Origin of the sequence: Mycobacterium sp. 3519A, assembly GCF_900240945.1 — a bacterium.
Taxonomy (GTDB): Bacteria; Actinomycetota; Actinomycetes; order Mycobacteriales; family Mycobacteriaceae; genus Mycobacterium.
The window spans coordinates 1574191-1586840 of the sequence record NZ_OESG01000013.1 but is presented as its reverse complement, the minus strand read 5'-3'; the positions used below and the strand labels follow the sequence as shown (position 1 = coordinate 1586840).

Annotated in this window: 10 protein-coding genes; 5 read left to right on the top strand and 5 right to left on the bottom strand. The window is 63.6% G+C overall.

Translation table 11 applies throughout. The features are described from left to right. Positions 1-6: 6 nt before the first annotated feature. Positions 7-606, top strand: coding sequence for a TetR/AcrR family transcriptional regulator (locus C1A30_RS15510; RefSeq protein WP_101949127.1), 600 nt, complete (start codon positions 7-9; stop codon positions 604-606). On the opposite strand, the gene C1A30_RS15505 is transcribed toward C1A30_RS15510, so the two are convergent. From C1A30_RS15505 to C1A30_RS15495, 3 genes are read right to left on the bottom strand one after another with little or no spacing between them, the layout of a single operon-like run. Further along, on the bottom strand, positions 563-3385 hold the full coding sequence (locus C1A30_RS15505) for an RND family transporter (protein ID WP_101949126.1): 2823 nt from the start codon (positions 3383-3385) through the stop codon (positions 563-565). The genes C1A30_RS15510 and C1A30_RS15505 overlap by 44 nt on opposite strands. After that, on the bottom strand, positions 3382-3786 hold the full coding sequence (locus tag C1A30_RS15500; RefSeq protein ID WP_101949125.1) for an MmpS family transport accessory protein: 405 nt from the start codon (positions 3784-3786) through the stop codon (positions 3382-3384). The genes C1A30_RS15505 and C1A30_RS15500 overlap by 4 nt, the downstream gene beginning before the upstream one ends. Before the next feature lie 52 nt (positions 3787-3838). Next, positions 3839-5239: an FAD-binding oxidoreductase gene (locus C1A30_RS15495; protein ID WP_101949124.1), complete on the bottom strand. Its 1401-nt coding sequence runs from the start codon at positions 5237-5239 to the stop codon at positions 3839-3841. A gap of 517 nt (positions 5240-5756) precedes the next feature. Here C1A30_RS15495 and C1A30_RS15490 point away from each other — a divergent pair. Then, the gene (locus tag C1A30_RS15490) at positions 5757-7292 is read left to right on the top strand and encodes a GMC family oxidoreductase (protein WP_235009923.1); all 1536 of its coding nucleotides are present in this window, start codon (positions 5757-5759) and stop codon (positions 7290-7292) included. Between the two features lie 20 nt (positions 7293-7312). Here C1A30_RS15490 and C1A30_RS15485 read toward each other — a convergent pair whose 3' ends face one another. Continuing rightward, positions 7313-8329: a GlxA family transcriptional regulator gene (locus C1A30_RS15485; RefSeq protein ID WP_235009921.1), complete on the bottom strand. Its 1017-nt coding sequence runs from the start codon at positions 8327-8329 to the stop codon at positions 7313-7315. 109 nt (positions 8330-8438) lie between these two features. On the opposite strand from C1A30_RS15485, the gene C1A30_RS15480 reads away from it, so the two are divergent. The 3 genes from C1A30_RS15480 (at position 8439) to C1A30_RS15470 (ending at position 11287) form a co-directional block, all read left to right on the top strand. Further along, positions 8439-9089, top strand: coding sequence for an HD domain-containing protein (locus C1A30_RS15480; RefSeq protein WP_101949122.1), 651 nt, complete (start codon positions 8439-8441; stop codon positions 9087-9089). Positions 9090-9284: 195 nt separating this feature from the next. Continuing rightward, the gene (locus C1A30_RS15475; protein ID WP_101949121.1) at positions 9285-10415 is read left to right on the top strand and encodes a sulfite oxidase; all 1131 of its coding nucleotides are present in this window, start codon (positions 9285-9287) and stop codon (positions 10413-10415) included. A gap of 32 nt (positions 10416-10447) precedes the next feature. Further along, positions 10448-11287 (top strand): MBL fold metallo-hydrolase, encoded by an 840-nt coding sequence (locus C1A30_RS15470; protein WP_101949120.1) that lies wholly within the window; start codon positions 10448-10450, stop codon positions 11285-11287. Positions 11288-11445: 158 nt separating this feature from the next. Here C1A30_RS15470 and C1A30_RS15465 read toward each other — a convergent pair whose 3' ends face one another. Then, a complete protein-coding gene (locus tag C1A30_RS15465) occupies positions 11446-12549 on the bottom strand; it encodes a DUF4238 domain-containing protein (protein WP_142392615.1) in 1104 nt (367 codons plus the stop codon). Between the last annotated feature and the right edge of the window lie 101 nt (positions 12550-12650).

Genomic DNA, 12650 nt, shown 5'->3' with positions numbered 1-12650 from the left:
ACCTATATGAAAGGAGCCACGCGGCCGTACCGGATGACCGCGCGCGCCGTCAGCACGGCGCGTACTGCCACCGCGATACTGCAAGCCGCGTGGGAACTGTTCGCCGACAGGCCCTTCGCTGAGATCACCCTCGCCGACATTGCCGACCGTTCCGGTGTGCGGACGCAAACGGTGTTGCGCCGGTTCGGTGACAAGGATGCGGTGTTCGCCGCCATGTTCGCCGAACTGGGCACCGAAGTGGTCGAACGCCGCGGCAGGGTCCGTCCCAATGTCCTCGACGACGTGGTTGCCAAACTGGTTGACAACTACGAACTCTCAGGCCGACTCACGCTGAAGATGCTCGCCGAAGAGGCCACCACCCCGGCGGTTCGCGATGTCCTCGCCGCTGGCCGGACGGGCCACCGCAAATGGTGTGAGCAGGCTTTCTCCGACACTCTCGCCGGCCTGCCCAGAGCCGAGCGCAATCGCCGACTGGCGCAACTGGTCGCCATCTGCGACGTGCACACCTGGGAGGTGCTACGGGTCAACTCGGGACTCAGCAAGCGCGCGACCAAGGTGGCGCTCATCGAGATGCTCGCGCCGCTTGTGGTGGACCGCGGTGAGTAACCGTTCGCGTCGGTCGTTGGCGCACCGGTAGCGGCCACCAGAACCACCGCCCCAGCAGTGCGGCGATCGACGGTGTCATGAACGACCGCACGATCAGGGTGTCGAACAGCACGCCCAGCGCAATTGTCGTCCCGATCTGGCCGAGCGCCCGCAGATCGCTGTAGATGAAAGCTGCCATGGTGACGGCGAACACCAGTCCCGCCGCGGTCACCACCGACCCGGTGCCCGCCATGGACCGGATGATGCCGGTGTTGATGCCTGCGTGGATCTCTTCTTTGAACCGGGACACCAGCAGCAGGTTGTAGTCCGAGCCCACCGCCAACAGCAGTATGATGGACAACGGCAGGATCACCCAATACAACTGGATACCCAGGAGGTATTGCCAGACCAGTACCGACACGCCGACGGAGGCGCCCAGTGACAGCGCCACCGTGCCGACGATCACCAACGCCGCCATCAGGCTTCGGGTGATGAACAGCATGATCAGCAGGATCAGGCTCAGCGATGCGATGCCGGCGATCATCAGGTCGTAGTGCGCCATCTCGGCGATGTCCTTGTACGTCGACGCAGTGCCGCCGATGTAGATCTTCGACCCCGCCAACGGCGTGCCTTTGACCGCTTCCTGGGCTGCGTGCCTGATTGGATCGATATGCGAAATGCCCTGGGACGTTGCGGGATCGACGTCGTGGGTGATGATCATCCGTGCCGCCTTGCCATCCGGCGACAAGAACAGCTTCAACCCGCGCAGGAACTCCGGGTTACTGAACGCCTCCGGCGGCAGGTAGAACGAATCATCGGTCTTCGAGGCGTTGTAGGCCGCCCCCAACTGGGTGGAGTTCTCCAGCGCCTTGGCGGTCTGGCCGTAGATCCCGGACGTCGTGGCATGATTCGTCATTGTCAGGTCGCGGTTGGTTTCCTGGTTGGCGATCTGTGGCGGAATCAGCGCCAGCAACTTCGGCTGTAAGTCGTCGAGTTTGGCGATGCTGCCCGAGACATTGGCCAGTTGATCGGTCAACTCGTTGATGCCGTCGAGCGCGTCGAACAACGACCGCAGCGCCCAACACGCCGGGATGTCGAAACAGTGTGGCTCCCAATAGAAGTAGTTGCGCAGCGGCCGGAAGAAGTCGTCGAAGTCAGCGATCTTGTCGCGCAGGTTTTGCGCAGTGGCCACCGTGTCGGCGAACGCCTGACTCTGCTCGTGGGTGATCGCGCTGGACTGCTGCTGCAAGGCATACTGCTGGCGTAGGACATCGATCGAGTCGTTGATGACCTGAACCTGCTTGAGCAGGTCTGTTGCCCGATCCTGTTGGAACGGCAGGTTGTTGATCTGCGCGGCACTATTGGCGCTGAGCTGAAACGGGATCGAGGTGTTGTCCAGCGGTGTGCCGAGTGGGCGGGTGATCGACTGCACCTGGGCGATGCCGTCGGTGTGGAACACCGCCTTGGCCACCCGCTCCAACAGGATCATGTCGGTCGGGTTGCGCAGATCGTGGTCGGCCTCGATCATCAACAATTCAGGATTCAACCGCGCCTTCGAGAAATGCCGCTCCCCCGCGGCATACCCCACATTCGACGGCGCACTGGCCGGCATGTACTGGCCGATGTCGTAGCTCACCGTGTAGCCCGACAGCGCCGCCAGTCCGATGAACGCCAACATCAGCGTGCCGACCAGAATCAGTCCCGGCCACCGCACGACCGCCGTCCCGATCCGCCGGGAAGTGCGCGTGGCGGTCTTGCGTTTCGGCTCCAGCAGCCCGAAGCGGCTGCCTATCGCCACCACCGCCGGCGCAAGGGTCAGGGAGGCCACCAGTGACACGAGCACGCCGATCGCGGCCGGGATGCCGAGGCTCTGGAAGTACGGCAACCGGGTGAAGTACAAGCAGAACGCCGCACCCGCGATCGTCAAACCGGAACCAAGGATCACGTGTGAGGTCGACCGGTACATACTGTGGAACGCGGCCTGTCGGTCCACCCCCTCGTTGCGCTGCTCGTGGTAGCGGCCAAGTAGGAAGATGACGTAGTCGGTGCTGGCGGCGATGACCAACAGTGTCAGGATGTTCGTCGAATACGTTGACAGCCCAATGAGTCCCACGTTCGCCAGAAACGAGACGATCCCGCGCGCGGCGGACATCTCGACCAGCACCGTGATCAGCGCCAGGATCATCGTCACCGGGGATCGGTAGACGATCAGCAGCATCACCGCGATCACCGCGACGGTCAGCAGAGTAACCGGCACAGTACTCGCGTTGCCGATCTCGAACTGGTCGGCGATCTGCGCGGCCGAACCGGCGACGTAGGCGTGAATGCCCGGTGGGGCAGGTGTTTTGGCGATGATCTGATGCAGCGCGTCCACCGACTCCAGCGACAACGCCTCACCCTGATTGCCTGCCAAGAACACCTGCACATAGGCGGCTTTACCGTCCGGGCTCTGCGAACCCGCCGCAGTCAGCGGATCACCCCAGAAATCCTGCACATGCTGAACGTGTTTGGTGTCTTCGTTGAACCTCTTGACCAACTCGTCGTAGTAGCGGTGCGCCTCGGCCCCCAACGGCTGGTCACCCTCGAGCACCACCATCGCCGCACTGTCGGAGTCGAACTCACCGAACACCTTGCCGATCCGCTGAAATGCCTGCAGCGACGGCGAACTCGGCGAACTGAGCGCCACGTTGTGCTCTTCGCCGACCACCTCCAACTGCGGCACGAACACGTTCGTGATCGCCGCGATCGCCAGCCAGAACAACGCGATCGGCACACACAGGCGGCGCACCCACCGGCTCATCCGGACTTGTCCAAGCAGTAAGTGAAGGCGTTCAACGCGTTGACCGTTCTCTCGTCCTTGACGACGTCGTCAATCTTGATCCGGCAGCCCAACGAGTCACTGTCGCCCTGGGCAGACACGTTGACGAACACCGCCGGCTGGGTGGTGGTCGTGTCATAGGCCCACGGCAGCGTCGCATTGTCGACCCGCTGCGGTTGGGCGTTGACATCGGTATACGTGATGGTCGCGACCGCGCCCGGCGGACCGAACACCTCCATCACCACATGCTTGGGGTTGAACGGGTGAATCTCATTGGCCGCCCCGCTCGGGGTAGAGGTGACGTCCTTCGAGCCGAAAATCCCGTTCAGCCGATACACCGCGAATCCCGCCACCGCGACGACCAGCACCGCCGCCAGGGCCATCCAATGCCGCAGCACCCGTGACTCAACCCGTATGTACCGCAACTGAAAACAGCTATGCGGGCACGACGTTGTGGTTGAGGCGGAACATATTCGTCGGGTCGTACGTCTTCTTGACGGCGGCGAGCCGCGCATAGCGTTGCGGCCCGTAGATGGCGATGGCATCGGCCGCCTCTTCGGGGGCGAGGTTGTTGACCACCCGCCGGTCGCCCTGCCACGGCGCCATGCCGTCGAGCAGCCCGGCGATCGACTCTTTGAGCCGCTGCTCCTCTGACAGTGGACCGACTTCGACGCCAAGCAGGACGTACGGCAGCCCCCTTGTCGCCACCGCGTTGGGCACCGCCGGCTGCCGGTCCCAGGCGCCGCCAAGGGCACGCAGCTCGGCGATCCACAGAGTGGTGTCGGAGTCCGCGCCGACGAGATCGACCAATTTGTCCTGTGCCTTCTCGGGGAACTCCCGCAGCGTGATGCTGCGCTCGTAGTAAGGCAATGGGTCGGTCGGCTCGCTGTGGATCGACGCGACGTCGGCGTACGGCATGTCCGCGACGGTGTCCAGGACCGCCGGACCTATCGCCCGCAGCGGCGCAATCATCCGTTCGCCATCCTCGACCGTTCCCGTGTAGGCGATCCGTAGCGACACGGTGAACGCATCGCGCAGCGGTTCGGGTATTTCGGGCAGCGGCGGAAGGCGCAGCGCGGCGAACGAAGAGATCATGGTCTCCGGCGTGGTCGGGTGCCACGCGGTCCAGACTCGCAGGACGTCCGCCATGCGCTCCCCTGGGAAGTAGAGCGCGCCACCGTAGAGGCGGGGCACCGCGAACAGGTCGAATTCCAGCGCCGTGACGACTCCGAAGTTGCCCTTGCCGCCGCGCAGCGCCCAGAACAATTCGAGGTCCGAATCCGCGTCGATATGCCGCAGTTCGCCGTCCGCGGTCACCAAGTCGACTGCGCGCACGTGATCTGCGGCGTACCCGTGAGAGCGGCCAAGGGTGGGGCTGAGACCGCCGCCCAGGGTGTACCCGATGACCCCTACCGTGGGATTCGACCCGTTCAGCGGTGCCAGCCCCACTTCGGCCGCCTTCTGCACCACATCCGCCCAGATCGTTCCGGCGCCAACTCTGGCCGTACGACGGACGGTGTCGATGGTGACCTCACTCATCCGGTGCGTCGTGATCAGCACGGCGCCGCGCGCTGTGCCGACGATCTGGTGGCCGGTGGTCTTCACCAGGACCGGCCGGTGTTGTGCCGCCGCGAACGTGACCGCCGCCTGGACGTCGGAGGTGTTCTGTGCGACCACGATTACCGCGGGCGCCAGTTCGTGATTCAGGTTGAAGACGGCGCGTTCGTCGTCGTATCCCGCGTCACCCGGCAGCAGAACCTGGCCTGCCACTGCCGCCGCGAGGGCGTCGGCCTCCTCTCGCTGTACCGGTGGAAGGGACGAATCGTTGAAAGACATGGGGACGTCCTTCTTTCAAGGGAGATAGGCCGGAGCAGGGACGAACCCCTCCGACTCATGGAATGTCGTGTGCGCAAGCATCTTCTGGTTCCCCGGCACGTCCGGAGCACGGCGGCGGCCGAGACTTTCACGTTACCGAGACTAACGCGAAAATGGGGCGGCTGCGAACATCGATTGGCGGTCAAAGCCCTGCGGCGCCCATCGCTTTCAGATCCACCGCGAAGGGGCACGACAGGACCTGTCGGATAGCCCACGGGTCCGACGATCGAACCGAATCACGCCGCCCATCACTGCATTTCATGCGATATCCGTGAACCCACCCGCGGTCGATTCAAGGGTGCCCAGCGAACCATGAGGGCCGCGCTCCGCCATCGACAACGGCATGTCGCTGGCCGGAAACAGTGACGAGGAACACGGTCCCCAACAGATGGGGTACCGACATATTCGCGTTACTTCCATACAGGTGAAATATGCCCGGAAACCAGGGCCACGAACGATCAGAGACGGAGCGCCTCCTGTGGAGCCGACACGGCAGAGTTATGACTACATCGTGGTGGGCGGCGGAACGGCGGGTTGCGTATTGGCAGCGCGGCTGTCCGAAGACCCGACCGTTCATGTCCTATTGATCGAGGCAGGCCCCCGAGAGCCATTGGAAGCCATGGCAGTGCCTGCGGCGTGGTTGTCATTGCTTGAAAGCGTTGCTGTCTGGGGTGACAGTGGTGCGGTCAATGCCTTCACCGGTACGCGAGTCGCAACACCTCGCGGTCGTGGCCTTGGTGGTTCGTCGTGCATCAACGGCCTCGTCTTCGTGCGCGGTCACCACGCCGGCTACGACGCGTGGACGCGACGCGGCGCACTGGGGTGGGGCTTCGACGATCTGTTGCCTTACTTCCGGCGCTCGGAGACTGCCACGAACGGTGACCCGGCTGTCCGCGGAGTCGACGGCCCGCTGATCGTAGGCACCCCGCCTACCCCTAATCCGATGATCGCCGCCGCGGTGGAGGCCGCCGTCGAAGCCGGTTGCCGACGGGCCGGCGACCTCAGCAGTGGTCTTGAAATCGGCTTCGGCTGGCCGGATTTCAACATCGTGAACGGTGCGCGCCAGAGCGCCGCCGACGCATACCTCGCCCCGGCAACGGAGCGGTCGAACCTCGAGGTGGTAACCGACGCGTTGGTGCGCCGTGTGGTGGTGGTCGACGGACGTGCCGCCCGTGTTGAGTTCAGCGCCGGTGCGACCACGGCAACGGTGGACTGCACCGGCGAAATCGTGCTCGCGGCGGGAGCTATCGGGTCGGCACAGTTGCTTCTGTTGTCCGGCATCGGCGCGAGCGAGCACCTGCGTGCAGTGGGTGTGGAACCCGTGCTCGAGCTACCCGGAGTCGGTGCCAACCTGCAGGACCACCCGCTGGCTTCCGTGACCTACCAGTCCAGTCGGCCCGTTCCGTCGATTCCGGCCAACGCATCGGGTGAAGCAATGGGTTTCATCCGCACCAGCGTCGAGATGGACAGCCCCGACCTGCAATTCGTGCTCCACAGCCTGCCGGTGCCTGTGCCGACGCTGCCGACACCCGAGCATGGCTACTCCATCCTGTTCTCGGCCATCAACCCGCACAGCCGCGGCAACGTACGGCTCGCAGGCCCAGACGCCGACACGCTGCCGCACGTGGACCCCAATTACCTGGCCGACGCGCGTGATGTCGCGACCATGCGCGAGGGCCTACGGTTGGCCCGCCGAATCGGCGAAGGCGCTGCTCTTGGTTCGTGGCGCGGCACAGAAGTCCATCCAGGACCGCACGTCGACGACGCCGACGACGCATTGGACGAATACCTTCGGCTCAGCTTGCGGTGCTACTTCCACTACGTGGGCACGTGCCGGATAGGCGGCGACGAGATGGCTGTCGTCGATCCGCAGTTGCGGGTGCGTGGCATTACAAGCTTGCGGGTGGCCGACGCTTCGGTGATGCCCTCGATAGTCACGGCCAACACCGCCGCAACCGTCTACGGCATCGCCGAACGCGCCGCGGACCTCATCCGCACCCAGCAGCAGAACTAATCGACGAGATCTCGGTCACTTCAGACGGTTTCGTTCCCAGATTCCGTCAGACTGCCGGACTCGCCGTCGCGGGCGGCGGTGCGGAATCTGTCCCGATAGGCCCTTGGCGAGAGGCCGAGGTGGGCGATGAATGCGCGCCGGAGGCTCTCGGTGCTGCCGAAGCCTGCGAGATGCGCGGTCTCAGAGACGGTGCGGCCTGCGTCAAGCGCGGAGCGGGCGGCGTCGATTCGGGCCAGTTCGACGTAACTGGCTGGGGTTGTTCCGAGTTCGGATCGAAACAACCGTGTCAACTGACGCGTGCTCAGAGATGCCCGCGCGGCAAGGTTTTTCACACTGTGGTCCGCCGCAGGGTCGCACGCGATCGCATCGGTGATCGCCCGCAGCGCGGACTGTGGCGGCGGACTTGCCTCGACCAGCGTCGAGAATTGTGATTGTCCCCCTGCGCGTTTCAGATATACGACCAACCAGCGGGCCACGTCGCGGACGAGGTCGGTGCCGCAATCCTGTTCGACCAGAGCGAGCGCGAGGTCAATCCCCGACGACACCCCGGCCGACGTGAAGACATCACCGTCACGGACGAAGATCGCGTCTGGCTCGACGGTGATTTCGGGAAAGGCCCTGGCGAGTATCCGGGTTTCGTGCCAGTGCGTCGTGGCACGCCGACCATTCAGCAGACCGGCCTGCGCGAGGATGAACGACCCCGTGCAGACGGACGCCAGACGCCGGGTCCGACCGGCCACCGCTTTGACGGCAGCGACCAGCGTGGGATCGATCGCCCGCGCGGGCAGATTGTCACTGCCGGCGACCAGCACGGTATCGGCAATTTCTATGGACCACAGGCTGTCTGTGACACCAAGCCGGGTTCCGATCGACGTCGTCACATCGCGGCCATCCACCGACGCGATCCTGAGCTGATAGTCCGCGCCGAAGCGGTTGGCTTCGGCGAAAACTTCCGCCGCTCCCGCGACGTCCAACAGCGTCACCCCGTCGAAAACGACGACCACCACTACCCGCGAACGCGCATCGGCTTGCACCACGTATCCCATTGTGTCCCTTTTTGAGGGCAAGAGGTCCCAATAGCCGTGGGTCCGTGAAGCTGAATCGGCACAGAGTTGTAGATGTAGCCCCACCCAAGGAGAGTTGACCATGGCCCCTCAGTCGCCCCAAACCATTGCAGGCGTGGCGATCCCCGACACCGCACTGGCGCGCGAAGTGACTGAGTTCATTCGCAACTCCGAAGACGACGTGCTGTTCGACCACTCCCGCAGGGTGTATCTGTTCGCCGCGCTGCAGGCCCGTCGCCTCGGCCTGCAGCCAGATGCCGAACTGCTCTACGCCGGGGCGATGTTCCACGACTTCGGCCTCACCCGGCGCTACCGCTCCTCCATGCTGCGCTTCGAAGTCGACGGCGCCAACGCGGCGCGGGACTTCCTGCTGCACCGCGGCGTCGACAGCGCTGCCGTCCACAAGGTGTGGCTGAGTATCGCGTTGCACACCACCCCCGGGGTGACGCAGTTCCTGGAACCCGAAATCGCTCTGGTCAAGGCCGGCGTCGAGACCGACGTGGTCGGCGTCGGCCGCGACCAGCTTTCTTCAGACGCGATCGCAGCCATCACCACTGCGCACCCGCGCCCGGATTTCAAACGCAGCTTCCTCGCTGCCTTGAACAATGGGCTAAAACACCGGCCGCACACCACCTTTGGCGTCATGAACGCTGACGTACTGCAGCACTACGACCCAGCCTTCGTCCCCGACGACTTCGTCGACGTCATCCTCAACAGCTCCTGGCCTGAATAGCCGTCCGACCGTCAGATCGACAAACAAGAAAGGTCCTCCGAGATGAACACCCGATTTCCGGCAATGGTGGGAAGCCCGCCTACCGCGTCCCCTCCCCTGCGCGGTGCGGGGAATTCCCACCAAGCTGCCGGGCACGGTGCGCGATGTTGAGCGAATTCCTTGTGGTTGCAAGCACTCCGGACGCGGGGTGCGCAGATGTGGAATAAGCGCGACGACATGATTGTGCGCAGCCAACTGCCGTACAACGCCGAGCCGCCACCCTCGGCGTTGGCGAGCAGTGAGATCACTCCGGTGGACGCGTTCTACGGCCGCAATCACGGCCCCTTTCCAGACATCGCCATCGATGAGTGGCAGCTGACCGTCGACGGCCTGGTCGACAAGCCGCTGACTTTGGACTACCAGGACCTGACCACCCGATTTGCTCAACACTGGGTGATAGCCACGCTGGCGTGTGCGGGCAACCGGCGCGCGGAGCTGCTGCGCGTGCGGCCGATACCCGGCAAGGCGCCCTGGGATCGCGGTGCGATCTCCACCGCCGAGTGGCGCGGCGTCCGGCTGTCGGACATCCTGCGTGCGGCCGGCGTCCATCACGATGACGGCCTGCATGTGGCGTTCGAAGCGCCGGACGTCGCGCAGGAGGCCCGGCCCGTGCAGTCCTTTGGCGGCTCCATCCCGCTGCGGAAGGCGATGTCCGACGAGGTGCTGCTGGCCTGGCAGATGAATGGCCAAGCGCTACCGCGCGCCCACGGCGGACCTGTGCGCGTCGTCGTCCCCGGATACATCGGCGCCCGCAGCGTCAAATGGGTCACCGCGATCACGGTGCAATCCATCCCGTCGCAGAACTACTTTCAGGCCCTCGATTACCGGATCCTGCCACCCGAGGCGGACGCCGATACCGCGGGACCGGGCGAGGGTATTTCGCTGTCCACGCTCGAACTCAACTGCGACATCCTGGTTCCCGACGACGGTGATCAGGTCGCGCCCGGTCCGCTGACCATCCGGGGGTACGGGATCGCCAGCGACGGCCACAGCGTCGCACGAGTCGACGTCTCCATTGACGGCGGGCAAAGCTGGCAGCAGGCCAACCTTCATCGCGCGCCAAGCCAGTGGGCGTGGCGGCCCTGGTCGCTCACCGTGGACGCGAAGCCCGGACCATTGAGCGTCATCGCGCGGGCCTGGGACGACACCGGCCTGCTTCAGCCGGAGTCCGCGGCCTCGTTGTGGAATCCGCGCGGGTACGGCAACCATGCCTGGGCCCGCATCGAACTGACCGTCGGGACCACATCGGGGTCGCGGCATCTCGATCCCGAACCGGAAAACGCGTAACGGTCGCGCGCCACCCTCAAGGAGAGCCGAAGATGAATGTTCTAGAGCTAACAGGCAGTGCAGCAGCGGATTTCGATCAGGGCGAGGTGTATTTCATCGGTAACGCCACCACCTTGATCCGGTTCGGCGGACTGACGATCCTGACCGATCCCGCGTTCCTCCACAAGGGCGAACACGTCTATCTCGGTCACGGCGTCTGGGCTCGACGCGAGGTCGAGCCCGCCTGCCAGATCGCTGACCTGCCGCCGATCGATCTGGTCGTCTTGTCGCACTACCACGGCGATCATTTCGACGACGTCGCCGCGCAGGAGCTCGACAAGAACCTGCCGATCGTCTCGACGGCCGACGCAGTGGAGAAGCTCAGCGGTCTCGGCTTCGAACAGGGCCATGCCCTCGGCACCTGGGAATCGCTCGTGGTGCACAAGGGCGACGCCACGTTGACCATCACCGCCATGCCGGCCAAGCACGCCACCGAGGAGGAAGTCGACGGGCTGTTGATGCCCGTCAACGGGCACCTGCTCGACTTCAGCAGGGGCTCCGATCAGCTGTACCGGCTCTACATCACCGGTGACACGATGCTCGTCGACAGCCTCGAGGAGATCCCGCGCCGGTACCCCGACATCGACCTCGGTCTGGTTCACACCGGTGGCACCACTTTCCTGGTCACCGTTGTCACGATGACCGGCGAGCAGGGAGTCAAGGCTGTCGAGATCACGAAACCGAAGACCGCCATCCCGATCCACTACAACGACTTCTCGGTCTTCCTGTCGGGACTCGACGACTTCAAGAAGGCCGCCCAGACCTCAACGGCCAGCACCGAATTCGTCTACCTCGCGCATGGCGAGACCTATACGTTCAAACCGCACGTGTGAAGGTTCGGCTGACTGGCGAGTGTGGACATTTTGCACGGATACTGACCGCTTTGCGTGTATCAAGCCCACACTCGTCGGGAGCGTGGGTCAGAATTAGCCACCTGACGTTGCGCCGGGTTTACTTGCGACGGCGCGACGAACGAGGGAAACATGCGAATTCAAGGTGCCGGACGCTGAGCTTGCAGCTGGCGAAATACTTCCTCAGCCTGATCAAGATGGCCTGACATCCTCTGGACTATCTCGGTGATTTCAGGTTTCGATCCGTCTCCGCACTGGCTTCCGTCGTTTGTCCGCACCGGTGGATGCTGATCAAGCCATCTTCGTTCGACTCCAGAGCCTGCCGGCAACACTTCGTAACTCACGACATAGCGCGGGAGCCAGTCGGCTTCTAACTCTTTTTCAAGAGAGCGGCGACTGCGGAGGTGAAGGTGCGCAGTCGGGTCATGCTGGGGGTGCCAAAAGATGTGCTTCACTGCGGTATCCGCTACTGCGTTGTTCAAAGCCAATCCAATGCCGGGGTGCAGTTTGAGACGATGGTCGACCGATGGCGCGAACAGTTGACGTATCGGTATTCCAGGTAGGAACAAGCATCTATGTGGGTCAAGAGGCACGTAAATGTCCCAATATTCAGCAGCGAGCGCTTGGTCATGAGCGTCTTGGCCGTTAAGCACGAGGACGGGAACATCACCAGTGAGCAGGCAGAAATCACTAAAACCCACTCCCCACGGCCGGTGAAATATGGCGGATGCCAGAGGCTCAACCCACTGCGCTATGAACTTGATGTGCCGATTCGCGCGGCCGAGGTGTCGAGGAGGCTCGATGTATGAACTAGACCCAAGTTCCAGTCGAGTCCGTTGCCGAGTCGTCCTGAGAATCTGAGCAGCGATCCACCACGACAGGGATCGGCGGTGATCCCGGCGTAAAGGCCAAGGCGGCAAAGCATCTTCGCCCGGCAACCGTCCCGTATCAAGGACGAATCGAAATGCCCGCGCTGCGAGCGCTTCTATTGCCGTTAGGAACTTCTCCATATCGTGGTGGGGGATACCTTCTTGGTCCGTTCCCCAATAGAACCCCGTTTCAACTCCAACATTCTTTACATCGGTGGTGAATTTTTTGGTTGCGTCCCAGACGTCGGCCACAATGATGCGAGACGAAGTGCCCCGGGGCACCGCGAACCGCTTGAGGTACATCTGTGGCACGTGATGATCACGAGTTGTGCCCGGTTGTTTCGACATGTCGTTCAAATAATTCGGCGCGGTCAAGTCGTTCGCCGGAATGCTTCCCCTTCACTCACGGCCGTGCGGCCAACTCGAGCGCAGGGTCGCTGCCGATGAAGCTTCGCTCCAGCGGGACTGTATCTCAA